The organism is Fusicatenibacter faecihominis (assembly GCF_020686945.1).
In the GTDB taxonomy this organism is placed as follows: Bacteria; Bacillota; Clostridia; order Lachnospirales; family Lachnospiraceae; genus Limivivens; species Limivivens faecihominis.
In genome coordinates, this window is the sequence record NZ_JAJEPR010000003.1 from 102397 (window position 1) to 126311 (window position 23915).

Annotated in this window: 20 protein-coding genes; 2 read left to right on the forward strand and 18 right to left on the reverse strand. The window is 50.9% G+C overall.

The features are described 5' to 3' along the window. Positions 1-102: 102 nt before the first annotated feature. The 10 genes from LKD71_RS02620 to uvrB form a co-directional block, all read right to left on the reverse strand. Positions 103-366 carry an HPr family phosphocarrier protein gene (locus LKD71_RS02620; RefSeq protein WP_178047019.1) on the reverse strand — a complete coding sequence of 88 codons (264 nt, stop codon included), beginning with the start codon at positions 364-366 and terminating at the stop codon, positions 103-105. Positions 367-369: 3 nt separating this feature from the next. Beyond that, positions 370-1731 carry a CdaR family protein gene (locus LKD71_RS02625; RefSeq protein WP_227614232.1) on the reverse strand — a complete coding sequence of 454 codons (1362 nt, stop codon included), beginning with the start codon at positions 1729-1731 and terminating at the stop codon, positions 370-372. Continuing rightward, positions 1728-2597 carry a diadenylate cyclase CdaA gene (gene cdaA / locus LKD71_RS02630; protein ID WP_227614233.1) on the reverse strand — a complete coding sequence of 290 codons (870 nt, stop codon included), beginning with the start codon at positions 2595-2597 and terminating at the stop codon, positions 1728-1730. The genes LKD71_RS02625 and cdaA overlap by 4 nt, the downstream gene beginning before the upstream one ends. Further along, positions 2585-3502, reverse strand: coding sequence for a hypothetical protein (locus tag LKD71_RS02635; RefSeq protein ID WP_227614234.1), 918 nt, complete (start codon positions 3500-3502; stop codon positions 2585-2587). The genes cdaA and LKD71_RS02635 overlap by 13 nt, the downstream gene beginning before the upstream one ends. Next, on the reverse strand, positions 3483-3947 hold the full coding sequence (locus LKD71_RS02640; RefSeq protein ID WP_227614235.1) for a hypothetical protein: 465 nt from the start codon (positions 3945-3947) through the stop codon (positions 3483-3485). Before LKD71_RS02640 ends, LKD71_RS02635 begins: the two co-directional genes overlap by 20 nt. Further along, a complete protein-coding gene (locus LKD71_RS02645) occupies positions 3898-4704 on the reverse strand; it encodes a ComF family protein (RefSeq protein WP_227614236.1) in 807 nt (268 codons plus the stop codon). The genes LKD71_RS02640 and LKD71_RS02645 overlap by 50 nt, the downstream gene beginning before the upstream one ends. Before the next feature lie 178 nt (positions 4705-4882). Continuing rightward, positions 4883-7099: an SF1B family DNA helicase RecD2 gene (gene recD2, locus LKD71_RS02650; RefSeq protein WP_227614237.1), complete on the reverse strand. Its 2217-nt coding sequence runs from the start codon at positions 7097-7099 to the stop codon at positions 4883-4885. Continuing rightward, a complete protein-coding gene (gene mreB, locus LKD71_RS02655) occupies positions 7099-8097 on the reverse strand; it encodes a rod shape-determining protein (RefSeq protein WP_227614238.1) in 999 nt (332 codons plus the stop codon). Before mreB ends, recD2 begins: the two co-directional genes overlap by 1 nt. Before the next feature lie 920 nt (positions 8098-9017). Continuing rightward, positions 9018-11858 carry an excinuclease ABC subunit UvrA gene (gene uvrA / locus LKD71_RS02660; protein ID WP_227614239.1) on the reverse strand — a complete coding sequence of 947 codons (2841 nt, stop codon included), beginning with the start codon at positions 11856-11858 and terminating at the stop codon, positions 9018-9020. After that, positions 11855-13843: an excinuclease ABC subunit UvrB gene (gene uvrB, locus LKD71_RS02665; RefSeq protein ID WP_178045127.1), complete on the reverse strand. Its 1989-nt coding sequence runs from the start codon at positions 13841-13843 to the stop codon at positions 11855-11857. Before uvrB ends, uvrA begins: the two co-directional genes overlap by 4 nt. Positions 13844-14062: 219 nt before the next feature. Between uvrB and LKD71_RS02670 the strand changes: the two genes are divergently transcribed. Then, a complete protein-coding gene (locus LKD71_RS02670) occupies positions 14063-14605 on the forward strand; it encodes a prolyl-tRNA synthetase associated domain-containing protein (protein ID WP_227614240.1) in 543 nt (180 codons plus the stop codon). 51 nt (positions 14606-14656) lie between these two features. On the opposite strand, the gene LKD71_RS02675 is transcribed toward LKD71_RS02670, so the two are convergent. The 5 genes from LKD71_RS02675 to LKD71_RS02695 all read right to left on the reverse strand — a co-directional run bounded on the left by LKD71_RS02675 (position 14657) and on the right by LKD71_RS02695 (position 19780). Beyond that, positions 14657-14926 carry a response regulator gene (locus tag LKD71_RS02675; RefSeq protein ID WP_227614241.1) on the reverse strand — a complete coding sequence of 90 codons (270 nt, stop codon included), beginning with the start codon at positions 14924-14926 and terminating at the stop codon, positions 14657-14659. Further along, positions 14923-17286 carry an alpha-L-rhamnosidase-related protein gene (locus tag LKD71_RS02680; RefSeq protein WP_227614242.1) on the reverse strand — a complete coding sequence of 788 codons (2364 nt, stop codon included), beginning with the start codon at positions 17284-17286 and terminating at the stop codon, positions 14923-14925. Before LKD71_RS02680 ends, LKD71_RS02675 begins: the two co-directional genes overlap by 4 nt. A 91-nt stretch (positions 17287-17377) precedes the next feature. Beyond that, complete coding sequence (locus tag LKD71_RS02685; protein WP_255632920.1) at positions 17378-17680, reverse strand: DUF3502 domain-containing protein; 303 nt, start codon at positions 17678-17680, stop codon at positions 17378-17380. 7 nt (positions 17681-17687) lie between these two features. Continuing rightward, positions 17688-18698, reverse strand: a complete 1011-nt coding sequence (locus tag LKD71_RS02690; protein WP_227614244.1) for an aldo/keto reductase — start codon at positions 18696-18698, stop codon at positions 17688-17690. 20 nt (positions 18699-18718) lie between these two features. Then, complete coding sequence (locus LKD71_RS02695) at positions 18719-19780, reverse strand: zinc-dependent alcohol dehydrogenase family protein (protein ID WP_227614245.1); 1062 nt, start codon at positions 19778-19780, stop codon at positions 18719-18721. Positions 19781-20033: 253 nt separating this feature from the next. On the opposite strand from LKD71_RS02695, the gene LKD71_RS02700 reads away from it, so the two are divergent. Then, entirely contained in the window at positions 20034-20891 is an 858-nt protein-coding gene (locus LKD71_RS02700) for an AraC family transcriptional regulator (protein WP_227614246.1), read from the forward strand. Here LKD71_RS02700 and LKD71_RS02705 read toward each other — a convergent pair. From LKD71_RS02705 to LKD71_RS02715, 3 genes are all read right to left on the reverse strand, one after another. Beyond that, the gene (locus tag LKD71_RS02705) at positions 20888-21961 is read right to left on the reverse strand and encodes a LacI family DNA-binding transcriptional regulator (RefSeq protein WP_227614247.1); all 1074 of its coding nucleotides are present in this window, start codon (positions 21959-21961) and stop codon (positions 20888-20890) included. The two genes, LKD71_RS02700 and LKD71_RS02705, sit on opposite strands and share 4 nt — an antisense overlap. A gap of 245 nt (positions 21962-22206) precedes the next feature. Further along, a complete protein-coding gene (locus LKD71_RS02710) occupies positions 22207-23040 on the reverse strand; it encodes a carbohydrate ABC transporter permease (RefSeq protein WP_117764311.1) in 834 nt (277 codons plus the stop codon). Continuing rightward, positions 23030-23902 (reverse strand): carbohydrate ABC transporter permease, encoded by an 873-nt coding sequence (locus LKD71_RS02715; RefSeq protein ID WP_227614248.1) that lies wholly within the window; start codon positions 23900-23902, stop codon positions 23030-23032. The genes LKD71_RS02710 and LKD71_RS02715 overlap by 11 nt, the downstream gene beginning before the upstream one ends. Positions 23903-23915: the final 13 nt, after the last annotated feature.

Consider the following 23915-nt stretch of genomic DNA (forward strand, 5'->3'; position numbering starts at 1 on the left):
AAAAAAGCAGGAGATTTTTTATGCATAAAAACAACCGGCTGAAAGAAAGCATCTCTGCCTTTTTCAGCCGGTTTGTTATTTCATTTCATTTCATTTCCTTTATTACTCGCCTAGGCCGGATTCCACCGCTTCCACAATGGCCTTGAGCGCCTCATTTTCGTCTTCTCCGTCACAGGTGAACTCAATCACATCCCCGCACTGGGCGCAAGCGCTGAGCACGCTCAAAACGCTCTTGGCGTTGGCTGTGAGCTCCCGAAAGGAGAAGGTGATCGTACATTTAAAACGCATGGCCTCTTTACAGAGGTTCCCGGCGGGTCTTAAATGCAGGCCCGTAGGATTCTTTATGGTTACTTTCTGACTTACCATCTGTCATTCCTCCGTTGTTTCTGTCTCCGTCTCTGTCACAGGCTGGATCTTCTCCAGATTTACCTTGATACTCGGCACGGATTCCAGTGCATACCCATCGGGCAGCTCCACCTGAAGCTCCACGGTATAGTTTCCTTCGTTCTGATAATTACTGAGATCCATCGTCACGGAAATATCCTTGGCTGTGATAGCTGCAGCGTTGTCATCCTCCTTGCGGACCTCCACCGGTACCTTGTCTGCCGGTGTCAGCACGATCTTCATATCCTCCGCCTGGCCGATGATTGTAAAATCGGATACCGGGACGCTGACGGTCGTGGTTCCCACTTTTTCAATCTGGATTCTTACCGATACCGCCGTCGCGGAACCGCTCTCCAGCTTCAGTGCTTTCTTGTAGTGATCCTGCAAATAATCGGAAAGATCGATATTCTGCTCGATCGTGGAGGTAGCCCCTGTGGAATTGATGATTCCCTCGATGACCAGTTCTCCGTTCAGCGCTTCCAGAGTGGCCTCTGAACCCGCCAGGTTAATCGTGGACGGTGTGAGATCCACAGAAGTAAGAATATAGCCGTCAGCCACCTGAATCTGGCTTGTATCCACCTTCAGGCGAATATTCTGCTGCACTTTCCACAAAGTCACCACTGCATTGACCTCATTGTCCTTAATCAGAGCTCCGCTGGAAGTCTTGATCTCCAGGCTGTCCATCTGGGTCTTGGAAAGATTGTTGCCGTTCCGGTCTGTGATGACCACGCTTCCGGTGACAGTCTTATTTTCGCTCATATTGCTCACATCCACCTGAACTTCGACTTTATCGATGGTCTTGGTGATGGAGGTCGGCCCGGCGATAATGATATTTTCGCCCTCCCGGATCTTCACGTCCCCCAGCTCATAACCGCTGGCAGGCTGACCGCTGGTGCTCAAGGAGATCGCATAAGTCTTTTCGCTCTTGTCCTCCAGCACGAAACGCATGGCCACGGGAAAACACTGGACATTTTCTCTCTTTACCCCGGGAACCGTCACCTCATAGGGCACCGTATCCTGAAGCGTCATATTCTGCATATTGGCGCTCACCGTGATATCCGCGGAGGTCAGTTTATCCAGCACAGATCTCCTGGCCGTCACATAGACAGTGACATTTCCGCTCTCGTCGTCATCACGGACCACGCTGTAGACTTTTTTCCCGTCCTGATCCTGCTCGGCCTTGGCCTGCGCCTCTTCCACATTGGTCATCTGAATCCTCTGCTCCGGAATCACAAAGGCTTTCGTCTTCTCCGGATCATCCACATTGACCACCATCAGCCAGATCAGAATCGCCACAAACACGGAAAGGAGTTTCAGGCCAAAATTGTTTCCCAAACATTTTTTCATCCTTTTCCCTTCCCTTTCCATAATTTGAATTTCTGGGACTCCACGGATTTATCCTGAGTCACCGTCAGATGCTGCCAAAGCTCCTCCTCCGTGACGGCTCTCAACAGCCGGCCGTTTTCCGCGATGGATACCTTTCCGGTCTCCTCGGAAACGATGATCGTCATGGAATCGGTAACTTCGCTGATGCCCACGCCGGCCCGGTGTCTGGTTCCCAGCTCCTTGCTCAGCTCCATATTGTCGGAAAGGGGCAGGTAGCAGGTGGCGGAAGTCACCCTGTTTCCCCGGACGATGACAGCTCCGTCATGAAGAGGGGTGTTGTGTTCAAAAATATTAATCAGCAGCTGACTGCTCACAATCGCATCCACCTGAATACCGGTGCGCTCATACTCCGTCAGCGGCGTATTTTTCTCGATTACAATGAGAGCTCCCGTCTTTACCCGGGCCATGGCCATAGTTCCCTTGACCAGCTCATCCACTGTCTTGTCACTGAAACGCTCCTGGATATCCTTAAGACCGTCAAACGACATGAGATTCGACAACAGCTTCTGTTCTCCCAGCTGCTCCAGCGCCCGCCGAAGCTCCGGCTGAAAAACAATAACCGCTGCCACCATCGCCACATCCATTCCTCTGGTGATCAGAAATTTGATGGTGTCCATCTCAAAAATATACGCCAGAGAAACGAAAAACACCAGCACCAGAAGGCCTTTCAACAGAACCCAGGTCCGGGTCCGGCGAACCCAGATCAGAAAATGGTAAATAAAAAATGACAGTATGATGATCTCCAGGATATCGGTCCAGCGGATGCTTAAGGTCGGAAGCTGAAGCCAGGAAAAATGCATTGTCCAGAAATTTCTTATTGCGTCCATTCATCCACGCTCCTTTCCTGTTTTCGTTTCGGTACTGCCGTCACATAGTAATAATATTCGTCATCCTCAAACCGGAGTTTCTCCGTGCTCCGGTAATCCAGATCAAAAAAGAAAAGCTGCAAAACGCTTCCCACCAGAGCCGCCGCGATGACACCGATGACCAGATCCGGTATGGAAACCGGGATATCGAGAGTGAAGACTCCGAAAATCTCCAGAACCAGATAGATGAAAATACCGGTTCCGATTGCCACCTGCCAGGCATAACGCATCTCCGTACTCCGAACGGCAAAGGCCGCAATCAGTACAGCCGTCAGGGCAATCAGTGTCAGGATCATCTCTCCGTTTCCAAGAAAATTGGAGAGCATCGCCTGCATTTCTTCGATAAAGGCTTCCTGCATGCTTAAAGATGGATCAGAGAGGACAAACTCCGTACCGATCACGCTCTTAAGCCCGTAATAGCTCACGGTTCCGGCAGCGATACCGATGGCAGAAAGCGGCGTTCCCAGAAGACCGAAGGCCACCGGAACTGCCAGCGGAACATGAAGAACCAGGGCCAATGGTGTCAGTAAAAAAGCCAGGGCTCCCTGCGGGGCCAGCCCGAAATAGAGAAGGGCCACCAGAAGAAGAAGGCCGCCTCCCACCGCCAGGGACGGGAGTGACAGACCATATAGCTCGCCTAAAATCACCACGAAACAGATCAGCACCATGCCGTTCAGCGGAAGAAAAGATGCCACAAGCGCCAGAATCAGCAAAATTAAAATGTTGTCCAGAAGCGGCAGATAACCCATAAAATTCCGAATGACAAGAAGGCTGCCAAAAGCCAGGGAAAATTTCCCCAGCGCCCGCAGCCATACATCATATTTTCCATAAACGGTTCGGATCATTTCACGGATTTCCTGCACCATGTCCTCGGCTCCTGTTCTGTCCTTCTCTCCGTCTTCCCGTGGAAGGAACTTCTTTTTCTTCTCTCTGATATTCTGCTTCCAGCCGGTCGATCAGCCTCCCATAAGTCCGTCTCCTTTTCTCCGCCTGATAATAGCGGATGCTCCAGACCACATAGGTGAGGATCAGATAGACTCCAAGGCTGATTCCGTAAAAAATCAGCGCATTCTCAGCCAGATCCAGAACATTCATGGAATTGAGCCGGTCCAGCATCTCCTCAAAATGAAGCACAATATAAAAAGCAAAGCCAATCAGGTAGCCACAAGTCAGCCTGCAGCCGTTTTTCAGCATCCTGACGCCGATATAATCGCTCCGAAACCACTGATCCGTGCCGGAAAGTTCTTCTCTATGACGTTTTTCATATGCCGCTATGGCGGTCATAATCCGGATCCGGTTTTCTCTTACCATGCCTTTCTCCTGTAACCAATTCTGTCCTGTCTTCTCTCTCCGTGCCGATGCAGGCCGTCAGAAAAAATACAGCCTCTGCTCCGGCTTCCTTCAAAACAGCTGCTGCCGCATCCACGGTGCTCCCTGTCGTAAAGATATCGTCTACCAGCAGAACTCTACTTAATTTTACATCATATGGGCCGATTTTAAAAGCTTTTTTTAAATTCTTTTGGCGGCTTTTCCGGTCCAGTTCCTTCTGCTCCGAGGTCTCTTCCTTCTTCTTCAGAAGATCCGGAATGACCGGGATTTTTAAGGCTTCTCCCAGTGGAACAGCGAGGAGTTCCGCCTGGTTAAAGCCCCGGCAACGCCTCTTTTTCGGGTGCAGCGGAATCGGCGCAATGACATCGATCTCCCAGTGCTCCAGTTCTTCTTTCAGAACCGCTGTCATGGCTGCCGAGAAAAAGTCAGCGTTTCTTCTTTTGTTGCGAAGCTTCATATTTAAAATGCTTTTCTTGATCTTTCCCGTATAGGGAAAAGCTGCCCTTCCCCGGTCAAAATACCGCCCGTTTTTCCCGCAGTCCCGGCAGTATTCCTGCCGCGGATTTGCGAGAGGCTTGCCGCATTTCATGCAGAAGGGCTCGTCGATGAGACGCACCAGAGGGGCGCAAGGCTCACAGACCAGCTTTTCTTTTCGCGAAAGGATCTCTCCGCACAGAGGACAGCGCCGTGGATAGAGAACCCCGGTCAGTCCACGGAGGATCCGTTTTCTTTTTTTCATGAATCAACAGAAAGGCTCTCCCCTGTAAGCACAGTGAAAATTAAGTCTCTGATACATTGACGCCGGATGAGTTCTTCATATGCAAGGCAGAGGAATGAGGCGTAGCGGTGGCTACGTCGATTGACGACAACGCAGCAGATGAAAAATCAGACAAGTCAAGGTGCCAGTTACTTAATATTCACTGTACCAGCTCACGGATTCTCTCCTTCAGCGTCGTATAACGCTTCTGTTCAAAGGTGTTGTCAATCATCTGATTGAAGACGGCCTCGCTTCCCACCACGGTCACACAGGATTTTGCCCTGGTGACTGCCGTGTAGAGGAGGTTCCGGTTCATCAGCATCTGCGGTCCGGAAAGCAGCGGAATAATCACCGCCGGATACTCGCTTCCCTGAGACTTATGTACGGTAACGGCATAGGCCAACTCCAGCTCTTCCAGCTGGGCGAAGGGGTACTCCACAAATTTTCCGTCGTCAAACTCGATCGTCATCTGTTCTGCAAAGGTATTGATCTCGCGGATAATCCCCATATCCCCGTTAAAAATACCCTGACCTCTGTCGATGGGGATTCCGTAGGCTCCCCTGGTCTCCCAGTCGATCTGATAATTGTTTTTCACCTGCATGACCTTGTCGCCCTCCCGGAATCTGGAAGAGCCGTACTCCCGCTCCCGCTTTTTCGGGTCCGGCGGATTCAGGTAATGTTGCAAGATCTCATTTAAGCGCTCCACTCCCAGAAGACCTTTTCGCATGGGTGTGAGCACCTGGATATCTGTCTGTGTTGCGTGTACATACTTCGGCAGCTTCTTTTGGATCAGAGTCAGCACCACGCTGATGATCACGTTGGCATCGTCCCTTTTGAGAAAAAAGAAATCCCGGCTCTTATTGTCCAGAGTCACATGCTCGCCCCGGTTGATCTTGTGGGCATTCATGACGATATCACTCTCCGTGGCCTGACGAAAAATCCGGCTTAAGCGCACCACAGGGAAGCATTTGGACTCGATGATATCTTTCAGAACGCTGCCCGGTCCCACCGAAGGCAGCTGATTCCGGTCACCCACCATGATGAGTCTCGTTCCCGGCACGATGGCCAGAAGAAGGGAATGCATGAGGTAAATATCCACCATCGACATCTCATCGATGATGACCACGTCCGCCTCCAGCGGATTTTCCTGATTTCTTGCAAAGCTTCCGCGGTCCGCGCCATTCTCCGGGACTGCGGAGATCTCCAGCAGCCGGTGAAGAGTCTTCGCCTCACAGCCCGTGGCCTCCGTCATCCGTTTGGCCGCCCGGCCCGTGGGCGCGCCTAACATGACGGACAGACCCTCGGACTCGAAATAAGAAATCAACGTGTTGATGGTCGTCGTTTTTCCGGTACCCGGTCCTCCGGTAAGGACCATAAGGCCGTGGCCGGCGGCCTGAACCACGGCTTCCTTCTGCATCTCATCCAGAATCGTTCCCGTCCGTTTCTCAATAGCCGCCACCTTGGTGAGTACGGCGCTCTCGGAGATCTCGCAGGAAATATTCAGATCATGAAGCATTTTCGCCGTATTCAGCTCCACATAATAGGCCTGGGCCCCGTAAACACAGACTCTGCCCCCCGTCTCCTTGGCCACCAGCTTCCGGTCCACGGCCAAGTCCATAATGTGTTTTTCCACAGCCTCCTGGCTGACTCCCAGAAGGTCCACGGTTCTTTTTTCCAGAATCTCCTTCGGCAGAAAAACGTGGCCCTCGCTCATGGCCTGCTGCAAAACATAGAGCAGACCGCAGCGGATCCGATAATCGGAATCCGTATGAATCCCCACCTTCGAGGCGATCTCATCGGCGATCCGGAAGCCCACGCCGTTGATATCGTCCGCCATCTGGTAGGGATTTTCTTTGATGACCTGATAAATGTTGTTTCCATACTGATTGTAAATCTTCACACCCAGAGTTGTGGAGATGCCGTACTGCTGGAGAAAGATCATGGCTTTTCGCATATCCTTCTTCTCTTCCATCTGAGCCGCAATCTCCCGGGCCTTTTTCTCACTGATGCCCTTGACCTCGGCCAGCCGCTCCGGCTCCTCCTCCATAATCCGGAAGGTGTCCTCATGGAACTTCCGCACGATCCGGGCTGCCAGGGAGACGCCGATGCCTTTCACCGCCCCGGAACCCAGGTACCGCTCGATGGAGAGCTCGTCCTCGGGGGCCTTGATTTCCAAAGTCTCGATCTGAAGCTGGCGGCCGTAGGTGGCATGATCCTTGTAATGGCCGGTGATCTCCACCAGCTCGCCGTCTCCAATATAATGAAGCAGGCCAACGCAGGTGATCTCCTCCCCGTCCGCGATCACGTTCATCACAGTGTAGCCGTTATCCTGATTCCGGTAAATGATATGATCCACATATCCTTCGATCCGCTCCATCAGGCATCCAGCTTTCTGCCGCCGGATACCAGCTCCACATAACGGCCCGTGCCGATGGCCACCGCCGTCATGGGCTCCTCGGCTGTCATCGTGTTGATGCCGGTCTTGGACTCAATGAGTTCCTCCAGGCCGTTTAAGAGCGCTCCGCCTCCGGTGAGGACGATTCCTCTGTCCACCACGTCGGAAGCCAGCTCCGGCGGTGTCCGCTCCAGCACGCTCTGTACAGCCTCCACGATCTGGGAGAGCGCGTCTTTCAGGGCATCGCGCACCTCCTCGGAGTTGACCCGAATGACCTTCGGAAGACCGCTGATGAGATCCCGGCCCCGGACTTCCATGCTCTGGGGTTCCGGACGCTCCACCGCGGTTCCGATACGGATTTTGATATCCTCCGCGGTCTGTTCTCCGATGAGAAGGTTATATTTTCTTCTCACATATTTGACAATGGCCTCGTCGAAATCATCCCCGGCCACTTTAATGGAAGAGCTCACCACAATGCCGTTTAAGGAGATCACAGCCACATCGCAGGTTCCGCCTCCGATGTCCACGATCATATTTCCGCAGGGACGGGAAATATCCACGCCGGCTCCGATGGCTGCCGCGATGGGTTCCTCGATGATCGTCACCTCTCTGGCTCCCGCCAGGTAGGCCGCATCCTCCACCGCTTTTTTCTCCACCTCTGTGATGCCGCTGGGGACACAGATGCTGATCCTGGGCTTGCGGAACGACATCCTTCCCAAAGATTTCTGGATAAAATATTTCAGCATGTGCTCCGTGATCGTGTAGTCGGAAATTACACCTTTTCTCAAGGGGCGGATGGCCACAATATTTCCCGGCGTCCTTCCCAGCATCATCCTAGCTTCTTCCCCGATGGCTTTGATCCTGTTTGTGTCTTTATCGAAGGCCACCACAGAAGGCTCCTTCAAAACAACACCCTTGCCTCTTACATAGACAAGGATGCTGGATGTTCCCAAATCAATTCCGAGATCTGCTGCATTCATCTATCTATATACTCTCCTTCCTGTCTCTGTAACTGTTCAGTGCCTTCGCGGAACAGTGGCCCTGAACAGTTACCTTTTCTTCTCTTTCTGGCGGAAGCAAAGACTTTCCACCATACGTTTTACTGTCATTATACCCAACTTCTTTTTAATTGAAAAGGGCTTTTATAGATTCTTTATCGGATGAACATATTTTGGACACATTTCTGCGCTATAGTGTAAATGTATCAACGAAGAGCTGATACATTTCATAACTCACACATCGCAGTGTCCACACGCTGCGGTGTACTCCCTCAAAATATTTTAATTTTTTCTCTTTCCTTTTAAGCAGAACGCTCCGGTAATCCCCCGGAGCGTTTCTGTTTGCGAAAGTTTTTCTGTCAGTTATAAACTATTTTCGCGGAATCCTATTGTTTCTCAACACTGTTATCAGAAAATTTTATACTTTTCTGCGACTTATTATACTCTTTATGTTTTTTATACTTTTTTTAGTTTTCATCCATATTTTCAACACATCTATAGGATATAGTATAGATGTATCAGCGAGGAGCTGATATATTTCATAACTCACACATCGCAGTGCCCACACGCTGCGGTGTACTCCCTCAAAATATTTTAATTTTTTCTCTTTCCTTTTAAACAAGGAGCCCCGGTACCCCCCGGGGCTTTCTTGTTGTAGTGCTTCAAAAGATCTTTCCTTTCTCTTCAGAAAGTTCATATTTTCTTTTGTTGCTGAACACATTTTATACACAAATATCGGTTATAGTATAAGTGTATCAGCGAGGAGCTGATATATTTCATAACTCACACATCACAGTGTCCACACACTGTGATGTACTCCCTCAAAATATTTTAATTTTTTCTCTTTCCTTTTAAAGCAGAAAACGCTCCGGCAATCCCCCGGAGCGTTTTCGTTTTTATTATCATTTTAGGTATTTCTTTATATAATGCCCAGTGTAAGACTGCGGGCATTTCGCCACCTCTTCCGGTGTGCCTGTCGCGATGACGGTGCCGCCCCGGTCACCGCCTTCCGGTCCCATGTCGATGATGTAATCCGCCGTCTTGATCACATCCAGGTTGTGCTCGATGACCACGACGGTATTGCCGCCCTCTGCCAGTCTTCTCAAAATCTCAATCAGCTTATCCACATCTGCAAAATGAAGTCCCGTCGTGGGCTCATCCAGGATATAGATCGTCTTGCCGGTGCTTCTTCTCGACAGCTCCGTGGCAAGCTTGATTCTCTGGGCCTCGCCGCCGGAAAGCTCCGTGGAAGGCTGTCCCAGACGGATATAGGAGAGACCCACATCGTAGAGCGTCTGAATCTTTCTCCTGATGCTGGGCACATGTTCAAAGAAGGGCAAGGCCTCTTCCACCGTCATATTCAGCACATCATAGATACTTTTTCCCTTATATTTGACTTCCAGGGTCTCCCGGTTATAGCGCTTGCCGCCGCAGACTTCGCAGGGCACATAGACATCCGGCAGGAAATGCATCTCGATCTTCAAAATACCGTCTCCGCCGCAGGCCTCACAGCGGCCGCCCTTCACGTTGAAGCTGAAACGGCCTTTCTTGTAGCCTCTCGCTTTGGCATCCGCCGTGGAGGCAAAGAGATCTCGGATCAGATCAAAGACTCCCGTATAGGTCGCCGGGTTGGAGCGGGGTGTCCTTCCGATCGGGGACTGGTCGATATCGATGACCTTGTCGAGCTGCTCCAGACCCAAAATATCTTTATGCTTTCCGGGAATGATCCGGGCACGGTTCAGGTCTCTCGCCAGCCGTTTGTACAGAATCTCGTTGGTCAGAGAGCTCTTTCCGGAACCGGAAACGCCGGTGATGCAGGTAAAGACACCCAGCGGAATATCCACATTGATGTTTTTCAGGTTATTCTGGGAGGCTCCCAGGATTTTCAGCCAGCCGGTGGGCTTTTTCCGTTCCTTCGGAACCGGAATCTTCCGTTTGCCGGACAGATACTGGCCGGTGATGGAGGCCGGATTCTGCATGATCTCTTGAGCATTTCCCACAGCCACCACTTCTCCGCCGTGCTCTCCGGCTCCCGGGCCGATATCCACGATATAGTCCGCCGCCAGCATGGTATCCTCGTCATGCTCCACGACAATCAGGGAGTTTCCGAGATCCCGCAGATTTTTGAGTGTAGCCAGAAGCTTGTCATTGTCCCGCTGGTGAAGGCCGATGCTGGGTTCATCCAGAATATAGGCCACGCCCACCAGGCCGGAACCGATCTGGGTTGCCAGGCGGATACGCTGTGCCTCGCCGCCGGACAGGGTCCCCGTTGCCCGGGCCAGGGTCAGATAATCCAGTCCCACATCGATAAGGAAACCGATTCGGGCTTTGATCTCCTTTAAAATCTGTCTTCCGATCATAAACTGATGCGGCGTCAGTTCCAGTTCATCCAGGAAAACTTTCAGCTTCTCAATGGAAAGCTCTGTCACTTCCGCAATGTTTTTCCCACCGACGGTAACTGCCAGAGCTTCTTTTTTCAGACGCTGGCCGCCGCAGGTCTTACAGGGCGTGATCCGCATAAACTGCTCATATTCCTGCTTCATGGCCTCGGAAGCCGTCTCCCGGTAGCGTTTCTCCATGCTCCGGATCAGCCCCTCGAAAGCCACATCGTAGACGCCCACACCCCTCTGGCCTTTGTAGTGAACCTTCACCACGCGGCCGTCGGCGCCATGGATCAGCATATGGCGGATTTCCGCCGGAAGATCCTGATAGGGCGTTTTCAGATCAAAGCCGTATTCTTTGGCCAGGGCGTCCAGAATTGCACCGGAAAAGCTGTGCTTGTCCGTGCAGGACTGCCAGCCCATGGCCGTGATGGCTCCTTCTGCGATACTCAGGCTTTTATCCGGGATCATCAGATCCTCGTCAAACTCCATCTTGTAACCCAATCCATAGCAGTCCGGGCAGGCGCCGAAGGGGTTATTGAAGGAAAAGCTCCTCGGCTCGATCTCATCGATGCTGATGCCGCAGTCCGGGCAGGAAAAGCTCTGGCTGAACTGCAGCATTTCTCCGTCCTGCACGTCAACCATGGCCAGGCCGTCTCCCAGCCTCAGAACATTTTCCAGGGAATCGGTCAGTCGTTTTTCGATGCCCGGCTTCACGACAAGGCGGTCCACCAGGATCTCGATGTTGTGCTTTTTATTTTTCTCCAGCTTGATCTCCTCGGAAAGTTCATAGAGATTTCCGTCCACACGGACACGCACATAACCGCTCTTTCTGGCCTGCTCGAAAATCTTGACATGCTCACCCTTCCGTCCGCGGACCACAGGAGCCAGAAGCTGGATCTTTGTCCGCTCCGGCAGAGCCATGATCTGGTCCACCATCTGGTCCACATCCTGCTTTTTGATCTCTTTTCCGCATTTCGGGCAGTGGGGAATGCCGACCCTCGCGTAGAGCAGACGAAAATAATCATAAATCTCCGTGACGGTTCCCACGGTGGAACGCGGGTTGCGGTTTGTGGATTTCTGGTCGATGGAAATCGCAGGCGGGAGGCCTTCGATGCTCTCCACATCCGGCTTTTCCATCTGTCCCAGAAACTGACGGGCATAGGAAGAGAGGGATTCCATATACCGGCGCTGGCCCTCCGCATAGATCGTATCAAAGGCCAGGGAAGATTTTCCTGAACCGCTTAAGCCCGTCAGAACTACAAACTCATTTCTCGGGATATCCACGCTGATCTTTTTCAGGTTGTTGACGTTTGCTCCCCTGATCCGGATCATCGGTTTCTTATCTTTTTCTGCACTCATTCCTCTATCTCCTGTAAATGCTTTTTCAAAACAATCATCTGGTCACGCAGCAGGGCGGCTTCCTCGAAGTTCAGCTCGGCAGCTGCCTGCTTCATCCGCTTCTGCACGTCTTTTACTGCTGCTTCCAGCTCTTTTCTGCTCATGGATTCCGGATCTTTCTCCGGTTTCTTCGGTGCTTCCTCGGTCTCTTTGTAGATGCTGATGGCGTCCCGCACCGCTTTCTTGATGGTTTTCGGAGTGATGCCGTGTTCCTTATTATATGCCTCCTGAATCGCGCGGCGGCGCTTCGTCTCATCGATGGCGAGGCGCATGGAATCCGTCATATTGTCGGCGTACATGATAACATGGCCTTCGGCATTTCGGGCCGCACGGCCAATAGTCTGCACGAGGGAGGTCTCCGAACGGAGGAAGCCTTCTTTATCCGCATCCAGAATCGCCACTAGGGAAATCTCCGGAATGTCCAGGCCTTCTCTCAGAAGGTTGATTCCCACGAGCACATCGAAGACGTTCAGACGCATATCCCGGATGATCTCCGTACGCTCCAGCGTGTCGATATCGGAATGGAGGTATTTCACCCGGATGCCGATCTCCCGCATGTAATCTGTCAGGTCTTCGGCCATGCGCTTGGTCAGCGTCGTGATCAGCACCTTGTTTCCCTTGGCCGTCTCCTTGTTGACCTCACCCACCAGGTCATCGATCTGGCCTTCCACAGGACGGACCTCCACTTCCGGATCAAGAAGTCCTGTCGGACGGATAATCTGCTCCGCCCGGAGAAGCTCATGCTCCGCCTCATACTCTCCCGGTGTCGCAGAGACAAAGAGGATCTGGTCGATTTTGCTCTCAAATTCTTCAAAATTCAGAGGACGGTTGTCCTTGGCTGAGGGCAGGCGGAAGCCGTAATCTACCAGTGTTGATTTTCTGGACTGGTCCCCGGCGTACATGCCGCGGATCTGAGGGATGGTCTTGTGGGACTCATCAATGATAATGAGAAAATCATCCGGAAAGAAATCCATCAGCGTGTTGGGCGGCGTTCCCGGCGCGAGGCCGGTCAGATGCCTGGAGTAGTTCTCAATGCCGGAACAGAAGCCCGTCTCCTTCATCATCTCGATATCAAAATTGGTCCGCTCCGCGATTCGCTGGGCCTCCAGAAGCTTATCCTCGCTCTTGAAATAACGAACCTGCTCTTTCAATTCTTCCTCGATGTGAACGGCTGCTTCTTTGATCTTTTCCATAGGAGTAACGTAATGGGAAGCCGGGAAAATTGCCACATGCTCCAGCGTCCGCTTCACCGTTCCCATCAGAGGATCGATCTCCGTGATCCGGTCGATCTCATCCCCGAAAAACTCCACCCGGACCGCGGTCTCCGAAGACTCCGCTGGAAAGATCTCCAGCACATCCCCCCGCACCCGGAAAGTGCCGCGGTGGAAATCCATGTCATTTCGGTCATAATGGATATCAATGAGCTGATGAATCACCTCATCACGGTCTTTCTCCATGCCCGGCCGGAGAGAGATCACCATCTCTTTATAGTCCACCGGGCTGCCCAGACCGTAAATGCAGGACACGCTGGAGACAATGATCACGTCTTTCCGCTCCACCAGGGCCATAGTGGCGGAGAGCCGAAGCTTATCGATCTCATCGTTGGTCGAGGCATCCTTGGCAATATAGGTATCCGAGGACGGCACATAGGCCTCCGGCTGGTAATAATCGTAGTAGGAGACAAAGTATTCCACGGCATTTTCCGGAAAAAACTCTTTAAATTCCCCGTAAAGCTGGGCCGCCAGCGTCTTATTGTGGGCGATGATCAGCGTGGGCTTATTCAGCTGCTGAATCACATTCGCCATCGTAAAGGTCTTACCCGACCCCGTGACTCCCAGAAGCGTCTCCGCCTGATTTCCCTCCCGGAAGCCCTTCACCAGCTCCGCGATGGCCGCCGGCTGATCGCCGGTGGGCTGATATTCGGAATGCAACTCAAAATGATCCATGGAAACCTCCTTCTTGCACTATCTATCTCTAAGGCGGCTTCGCCGCCCGGTTTGCGCTCTGTCTTCCGATTATAGCAGAAATTTTTTTAAAAGTATAGGGGTGTTTTCGAATATTTGTTCTGTTTTTTATGTCATAACATCAAAGTATTACCTTTTTCCACCCCCATATGCTATAATCCTCTGAGACAAACGAAACTATTTTTAAGGAGTGAACTTTACATGGAATTAGTGAACGGACGGCCGGAAGATACAGCCGGGAGACTGGAGAAAGAAATTCGGACTTATGATTTTCTGGATAGTTTGGGGGTGGCTTATCAGAGGATCGATCATGAGGCAGCCATGACGATGGAAGCCTGCGAGGAAATCGACAAGATGCTTGATGCCACGATCTGCAAGAATCTCTTTCTCTGCAACCGGCAGGAAACCAGCTTTTACCTGCTGATGATACCGGGGGATAAGAAATTTAAGACGAAAGAGCTCTCCTCACAGATCGGCTCGGCAAGACTCTCTTTCGCAAAAGATACTTATATGGAAGAGTTTCTGGATATCACGCCGGGCTCCATGAGCGTGCTGGGACTTATGAATGACAAGGAAAACCGGGTACAGCTCCTGATCGACGAGGACGTGCTCAGAGGAAAGTATATCGGCTGCCATCCCTGCATCAATACCTCGAGCCTGCGGCTTCGCACGGAAGATCTGCTGCAAAAGATCATTCCGGCTATGGAACATGAACCGATCTTTGTAAAATTAGGAACACAATAGTTATATTATATAAGAAACGCCAGCGCAATCTTCCGCGCTGGCGTCTTTCTCTTATTTTTTCAAAATCTTATGAATCATATTCAGCAGCTTATCCCTGCTGACCGGCTTGACCAGGTGGCCGTTCATGCCGGCCTCGTCAAAATGCTTTTCTTCCGGAGTTTTTTCCTTCGGAACGGGATTGGACAGAAGTTCCCGAAGCTGTGACATGAAGAGCGGTTTCTCACAGAAGGCGGTTACTCCGGTTTCCTTCGCTTCCCAGTCATAGAACTGGGTCGCATGGATGCTTTCTGACTCTTCCGCTGCGGCCGGAAATGAAATCAAGCTGCAAGGGAAGAAACCTCTATTTTAATCTCCCAGCCCTCCAGCTCAAAGGGCCGCTGAAACTCATATTTCCACCCCTTCGGAAGCTGAAGCCGGACGACCAGCCGATGCTCATCCGGTTCGCTGCTCCAGTCCATGAAAATGGTTCCGTCCTCGGTTTCCGCCGTTCCGACGGCCCAGCGAAGGCGAGCCGGATGCGGACATATCGTCACGGTTTTCGTCAGCTGCAGCGGCTGTCCAAGACCAAGCACCTGATTCACGATCAGAGCACCGGCTTCTCCATTGAAGGCATGACAGCCGGAAAGGGCATGGACATTCTCAAAGAGGGTTCCCGAGCCGTCTCTCAGCTCCTGCAGATAGACGTCCTTCAGTTCCCGGATCAGCTGTTCGCTTCGTCCCAGACGGGCAAGCACCTCAAAACGGATCATCATGCCGATAAACATGTTGGTCCGGCCCACATTCGGGTTCGGCCGGTATTCCGGGCATGGTCCCAGCGCATTCACAAACTGCTGGATGTAGACTTTATTCTCCAGATGAAAGCCTGACCACAACTCCAGTGCCATGCCGGCCTCCGTCTTAACACCCGTTCTGTGGAATCTGCCATTTTCCAGGACAGCAGCGTCTCCATCTGCTCCGAAAAGCGCCCCGCTGCCCGTGAGACCTTCAATGACCGTCCGCATTTCCTGCGCCGTCTTTGCCCACTCCGGCTTCCGGTACATTTCGGCCGCACGCTCCAGGAGGCAGACCGCCAGACAGTTATTCGGCACATTGATCGGCTGCAGGTTGAACTCTTTGTTGGAAATGGACCAGTCCACGAAGGCGTTCGGCAGATTTTCAAGCAGGCCGCTCTCTCCGCGTAAGGTCAGCATTCCCTCTATAAACCGCTCAATCCGACACGCATATTTATCGATAAACTCCCGGTCTCCGGATCTTTGATAATAATCGTAAAGCTCCGTCACCAGCCAGAAGGACCAATTGGTGATTCCCACTTCCTCCGGACTCTTGTGAACGCCGGGATAGACCTCCGGGAAAAAACTCTTCCATTTTTCATCCGGGTCTGTCAGAAGGAAGTTTTCCAGGAAGTCATGCTCCACCGTCAGATCACCGAACATCAGCCAGCTTGCCGGACCATTGAACTGGGAATCACACAGCCAGCCGCCCCGCTCCCTCTGGGGGCAATCCATATAAATATCCAGGGTACAGAGGCGAAGGGTTCTTCTTGCCGCCTCATAAATGCGGTTCAGCTCCCCATCACTGCAGCTGAAGGAATTTTCTCTTCCGTCCGGATAGGTGTCTTCCAGCAGTCTCGGCCTGGTTACTGTGACTTTTCCCTCTGTCCGCAGTACGAATTTCACATATCTGGTCAGCTTCTGTTCAAAGGTTGTCAGGTGATAGCTGCCCGGAGCCAGATGGTAGCGGGAGCAGTAGGAATTTCCCCGGATCGCTCCATAGAGGCCCCTGTGATCCGTATTGAGCACATCCAGCGTACATTCTTTTTCCACAGAAATCGTAAAGTCAATGAAACCAACATCCGAAAATTCCCGCTCCCACACACAGCCCGTCGGCTGCACTCCCGGAGTGATCTCATACTCTGTCGGCGACAGGCGCTTCATTTTTCCTGAGAAAGGAACACTCTTTTCTGCCCGGATCTGATCGACAAAGTAATTTTCTTCCGGAATGACGGAAAAATAGGTCGGATTGAACAGTTTCGCAAGGCTGAGCGGCGGATTCTCAAAGGCTTCTTTATCCACAACCTCATCATAGATTCCGGTCATTGCCTGCATGTCAAGCGGCCGGTAGGTCGGATATTTGGCATTTCTCGGAAGCCAGCCGATCTTCTCCTCCACCAGTGCCCAGGGCTCCCACTCACTTTTTCCCCGCATCCAGTCGAAGGACGTTGGCGTCAGATCATAATATTCCAGGATTCCCCGGCTATGGCTCATCGTCTCCACAAGACTTCTCCGGTACAGAAGTTCCCTATACTTCCACTCTTCCCCGCCGGTCGCCGCCAGAACCTCTCCGTCCGCATCCAGAATCTCACACAAAAACAGCCCATCTTCCATCGTGCAGTCATTGCAGTATTTTTCCGGTTTGGACAGAGCGACCACTTCCACTGCGATATCTGCCTGGCCTTTGAGCTCCGTCCGGATCTCATCCACGCGGCAGTAATGCTCCGCGGTTCTCGCCGGCCCCGAAGCCAGCATGTTTCCATCCACATACAAGCGGTAATAGGATCTTGCCGCAATGCGGAAGGTCACTTCGCCTGGCTTTTCCAGTTTCGTGTAAAAACCGGCGAACTGATTCCACTTGTTTTTCATCGTTGCTCCCCAAACCGGAAGCGCTTTCTTTACTTCAAACATCCTGAGTTCCTCCCCTTCTGATCTAATCATATCACAATAGCGACAAGATGCAATCTTGCCGCCACATTTTGTGCCGCTTTAAAAAGCTTTTTTATTTTCCTAAAAAGGCATTTAACTGTTCCTGGTTTGCTGCGATCAGGGTGTCCATTCCGGCATCGTCAAGAGCGCTTGTGAACTCTTCATAGTATGAATCCAGATCATCCACGGTGCCATATTCCAGAGAAGAGAGGTACTGGTTCATCACGGAGGTCACGGCTGCGATTTCATTTGAGTAATCGGTCTGATCAAAGGTATAGCCCAGTGCTACGGATTTCTTTTCCAGAGCCTTTTCTGTGTATTCTTCGCTGCGCTGGTAGAAGGAATCCTCGTCCGCCACAGCGACGGACCTTTTCATAACAATCTTATTCTTTTTCTGTAATCCTGCCATCCAGATCCCAGAGAGCTTCCCAGCCATGGGCGCCTTCCCAGAGGAAAACCTGGCCTTTGATGAGGCGGCAGTTTCTGTCGTCCCTGGTGATGGCTTCCATCTCTTCTGCTGTCAGCGGATCTTCGGTGACGCAGGTGAGATTTGACTGGTACTGAGGCTCCTTGACGGAGAAGGGGATCGGTACCTGGCCCCGCTGGGCTGCCCATTTAAGACAGATGTTTGCAGGATGAACGCCATGGGCCTTCGCTGCTGCTGCCACGGAGGGGAGCTCGGAATCTGCCACGTCCTCGGCTGTGCGGTCTCTCTCCGGTCTTGACGGAGAACCCAACGGGCAGTAGCCGATGGGTAAAATGTCATGCTTCACTGCATAGTCGAAAAGCTTGGGCTGCTGGAAGGATGGATGAAGCTCCATCTCCAGAGCCGCCGGTTTGATCCGGCAGAGAGGCAGAACAGCCTCAAGCTTCGGAACGGTCATATTACTCATGCCGATGTAGCGCACCAGCCCCTGATCCACCAGCTCTTCACACTGACGCCAGGTTTTCATGAACTCTTCCACAGAGAAGGGCCTGGAATCCGGGTTTCTGGAGTCGCCGCTGCAGCCCGGTGCATGATAGTTCGGGAAGGGCCAGTGAACGAAAAAGAGGTCGATGGTCTCAAGCCCTAAATCCTTGAGGCTCTGACGGCAGGATTCTCCCACCTTCTCATGCATATCGTTCCATACCTTGGAGGTGATGAAGAGGTCTTTTCTCTCCACCACGCCCTCGTCAAAGAGGCGTTTCAGCACCTGACCGATCTGGGCCTCGTTCTGATAAACGGCGGCGCAGTCGATGAGGCGGTAGCCAAATTTTATTGCTCCGTACACGGCCTCGGAAATCGCTTCCGGGCCGTATTTGTCAGAGCCGAAGGTACCAAGACCAACTGCAGGAATCTCCTCCCCTGTATAAAACTTCCTTTTCGGAACCTTGTTCTGATCAATTTTTTCCATTATTATCTGTCTCCTTCTGTTCAGTCGTTGAATACAACGGCCACTTTACCGCATTTTCCGCCGGCCATAAGGCTGTAAGCCTCTCCTGCTTTCTCCAGCGGGAACTCATGGGTGATGAGGTCTTCCGGATGAATGTTCCAGCGAACGAGACGCTCCACGAGCTCTTCCATTCTCCAGAGAGATGTTACCCAGGAACCGTAAATGGTCTTCTGGCCATGAATGATATCCGGGCTCGGATTGAAGGTGCAGGTGCCGCCCTCGCCGACGAAAGCGATCTTGCCCCACTCTCTGGTAGCACGGATGGCCAGCTGTCTTCCCGGATCACTTGCGGAAGCATCGATGGCTCTCTCCACACCTTTGCCGCCGGTGGCTGCGAGGATCTGATCCAGAGCGTCAGGACCTGGTTTTACGACAAGGTCTGCCAGCCCCAGTTTTTTCGCCAGATCGATGCGGTAATCGTTCATCTCCACACCGATAAGCTTGTTTGCTCCCATGGCTTTTGCCAGCATCAGGGCTGCCAGGCCGACGGGGCCAAGGCCGGTGACAAGAACGGCGTCGTTTCCGCAGATACCGATCTTCTCGATAGCCTCATAAACGGTTCCGAAACCGCAGGCTACCTGTGCGCCGTCTTTGTAGGAAAGCTCGTCCGGAAGGGCAATGAGATCCTTCTCATCTGCCAGAATGTAAGGAGCCATACCGCCGTTTCTCTGCCAGCCGTAAGCCTGACGGAATTTGCTTTTACAGGAAATGTAATAACCTCTCCGGCAGTCATTGCAGACGCCGCAGCCTGAAATATGATAAACGATGACGCGGTCGCCTTTTTTGAAGCGTTTCAGGCCTTCGCCCTCTTCCACGATCTGTCCGCAGGGTTCGTGACCTGCTACCATTCCGGGGATATACCCCTCCGGTCCTTTTCCGGTATGCTCCCTGTAAATGCAGCGGATATCGCTTCCGCAGATGGTTGTTGCCTTTGTTTTGATCAGTACCTGACCGTAACCCGGCTTCGGAATCTCGAAATCTTTTATCTCCACCGTGGAATTTCCCGGAAGGATCGCACCCTTCATCAACATTTTAACCGCCATACTTCCATACCTCTCTTTCTGTATTTTTCACAGTTTACAAGCTCTTTTGATACTTTCAGTATAGCGTTTTCACCAAAAATTACCAGATGGAAACCTGTCCTTTTTGTATCAGAAATGTCGTGTTTTTGAAGGTATTTTGTGGTAAAATCTAAAGTAACTGTACAGTGAAAACCAAGGAAGTGACACTTTCCTTTGTCTGATTTCCATCTGCTGCCTTGTCATTGACCAGCGGATTGGAAAGGAGAAAACTTTTATGCGCACGCTCTACAATGATATGGATATCCACTTTTCCCTGGAAGGCGTTTCTTTCCATGCCCTGAACATTGTTTTTGAACACTTTGAACGAACGATTCCTTCTCACATCCATGGAAACGGCTGTTATGAGATCCACTACATTTCCACCGGACATGGAAAACTGAAGGCCAACGACACCTATTTTGAACTTACACCAAACACGCTTTTTGTCACCGGTCCCCATGTGGAACACGCCCAGACTCCGGTACCGGATGACCCGATGGAGGAATACTGCGTCTATTTCAAGCTGGACAGCAGTTCTCACATGAAGAAAAATGCTTCTGTCCTTCCCTCCTTTATCCGGACTTCCTTCTGGCTCGGTCAGGACCGGCAGGGCATCCATGCACTTATGCTCCGGCTTTTTGACGAGCTGGCCAAACGTTATACCGGTTTCCAGGAACAGGTTCCTCTTCTTCTGACTCAGCTCGTTATCCTCATGGTCCGTAATTACGAACAGCTGCAGATTTCCCGTTCCGTTTTCACGCCCAACAATCTGGCGGATTCCAAATCTGTTATCATTGAGGAATATTTTCTGTACGAATACCAGGATCTTTCCCTGCCGGATCTCTCCGACCGGCTGAAGCTCAGTCCCAGACAGACGCAACGTCTTCTGATGGAATATTATGGAAAAACCTTCCAGCAAAAAAAGGCAGAAGCCCGTATGTCGGCCGCTGCCATTCTGCTTTCCGATCCGCAAAAAAAGATTGCAGAGATTGCGGAAGCACTTGGATATTCTTCTGCGGAACATTTTTCTTCGGCTTTTCGCCGTTATCACCATGTCAGTCCCCGGGAATACCGGAAAGAGCAGTTTTCTTAAGCCTTTTTCACACAGCTTTCCCGCTTGATCAGCTCCACCGGCGTAAAAAAGGTCAGCGGATAATCTCTTCCTCTGATCTGGGAATCCAGTGCCATGGCAGCTGTCCGCCCCAGAAGAGGCATATTCAAGGCCACCGTGGTCAGAGGCGGCGTCAGATAACTGGTGTAAGGAAGATTATCGATGCTGACAACGGAAATATCCTTACCTACCTGGATTCCCTTCTCGCTGAGGGCCCGGTAACCGCCCAGAGCCAGCTCATCCGACGCATAAAGAAGACCTTTGGGAAGATGGCCCTCTTCGATGATCTTTTTCGTGAGCTGATAGCCGTCTTCCGCCCCAAACCATTCTGTAATCCAGACATTTTCCGACGCATCCAGACCGGTCTCCTGACAATATCTTTCATAAAATTCCAGTCTTGTATCCTTGCATGGAAACTGTTTTCCGTCCGCAAGCCGGGTCAGATGATCCTCTGCTCCGACAAAACCGACGCTTCCATCCGTATTCTGGCGCAGATAATTCATTGCCCGGTAAACCACTTCTTTAAAATCCACCTGTATGGAATCAAAGGCCTGCTCCGGAGCCGGATAATCGACGATCACTTTATAAGGAATTGCTTTTACCAGTTCGTTTTCCGGATCCGCGGAAAATTTTCCCATGATAAATAAAGCATCCAGACCGGTCAGCTGCTCATATACTGCCTGATGTACATAATGAAATTCCATCTGCATGGCTGGATTCAGCCGTTTCAGTTCTCCCATCACACTGTTGATGATGACTTCATAATAGCCGTTATCCATGTTGCTTCTTGGAAAACCATATGCCAGAATTCCGATTTTCATTGTTCTGGATAATCCCGGTGTCAGTTTTCCGTTATTTTCCCTCTCCAACTTCTGCCTGACACTGGCATAACGGCGCTTTTTCCCCATTTCATAATTCATTTGTGCTGCCGTGTTTAAAATTTTTTCCCTTGTCTCTTCTCCTACAGAAAAACCCGGATCCTGATTCAGTACCCGGGAAACCGTAGCTTTTGATACACCGCAAGCCTCTGCAATATCATTCAGCGTTGCCATTTTATCGCCTTTCCCTTGTCATTTTCTTCACTTATTTTTACTATATCATACTTCTTTGTTTACCCGCAAGATTTAACCGTGCGAAACCCCTCGTAATTCTTCCGTATTCCATCAAGCATCAAAATCTGCTTTTTAGGGCTAGCCGTATCCTGAAACAGTAAAAATTGCCGTACAGGCGAATGTACAGACGGTTCTTCCCGTTCCTTATCCATTCTTCTGTACGGCAGTCCGTACTTGATTTTTTTTCAGTTTTTCATTCCGGTAATGGCAATTCCCTGAATGATCTGTTTCTGGAAGAAAATATAGACTACCAGAACCGGCACAATAGAGATCATGGTTCCTGCCATCAGAAGCGGATAATTCGTAGCATAGTTACCCTTGAAGAAATTCAGAAGCAACGGAACTGTGAAGGTTTCCGTTTTGTTCAGGAAAATCAGAGGATACATGAAGTTGTTCCACTGACCCAGGAAAACAAAGATTCCAAAAGCAGCCATGGAAGGTTTGATCAGCGGCATGATGATTTTAAAGAAAATCTGTGGAACGCTGGCTCCATCAATGATTGCAGCCTCCTCCAGTTCATCCGGCAGGGAAGCAGTAAACTGGCGCATCAGGAAAACGCCAAAGGCGTTAAACAGGCTGGCCGGAAGGATCAAAGACCAGTGGGTTCCGAGGAGTTTCAGGTTTTTCATGATAATAAACAGAGGAATCATGGTTACCTGTGACGGGATCATCATTGTCGCAAGAAACAGGACAAAAATCACATTATGCCCTTTAAATTTCAGCTTGGCAAAAGCATAGCCTGCCATGGAAGCAGTCAGTAGCTGCACCACTACCACGATAGCCGCAATGTAAAAGCTGTTAAAATACGCTCTTCCGAAAGGCAGGGCTGCCAGAGATTCCGGATAGTTTTTCCACACAAAGGGGCGTGGAATGATGGTCGGCGGAACAGTAAAAATCTGTCCCATACTTTTCACGGAGCTTAAGGCTGTCCATAAGAAGGGAAGCACCATGATGACTGCCCCAAGACTGAGAGCAAGATAGAGAAGAACCGTTGACGGTTTGATTTTTTTACTGTTCATAGTTCACCCACCTTTTTGATCCATACATCTGAACCATCGTAATTGCCAGGATAATGACAAAGAGAATCATGGATGCCGCACAGGCACGACCCATCTTAAATTCCACAAAAGCACTCTGGTAAATATGATATACCAGCGTATAGCTTGCCTTTACCGGACCGCCCTTGGTCATAACGAAGGCCTGGTCGAAAACCTGGAAAGAACTGATAATTGTGTTGATCAATACGAAAAACAAAGTCGGAGAAAGCATGGGAATCGTGATATTCCGGAAACGTGCCCATTTATTTGCTCCGTCAATCTCTGCCGCCTCATAATAAACTTCGGGAATATTCTGAAGACCGGCCAGAAGTAATACCATGTTATAACCAACATTCCACCACACAGAAACGATCACGATGGAGAGCAAGACCATATGCGTATCCGTCAGCCATTTCGGTCCGTTGATTCCAAAAACTGCCAGAACAGAATTCAGAAGGCCGAAATCTCCGTTCAGAATCCAGGTCCAGATAACACCTACGGACACAGAACCGGTTACCACCGGCATAAAATAAAACAGCCGGTACAGAGTTTTCCCTTTGATCTTCTGCACTGCAAGAGCCAGGATCAGGGCCAGTACGATGTTCAGCGGAATATACATGATAGAATAGATAACCGTATTGACCAGTGCTTTCTGGAAATCTGAATCCATAACCTGATGCACATAGTTTTTGACACCCACAAATTTCATGGTATCGGCGATTCCGTCCCAGTCATGAAAACTGATCACAAAGCTCATAACCAGTGGAATCAGTGCAAAAATCAAAAGTCCAATGAACTGCGGGGCTACAAATACCCATCCCCACATTCTACGTCTTTTCTGCATGATTTCTCTCCTT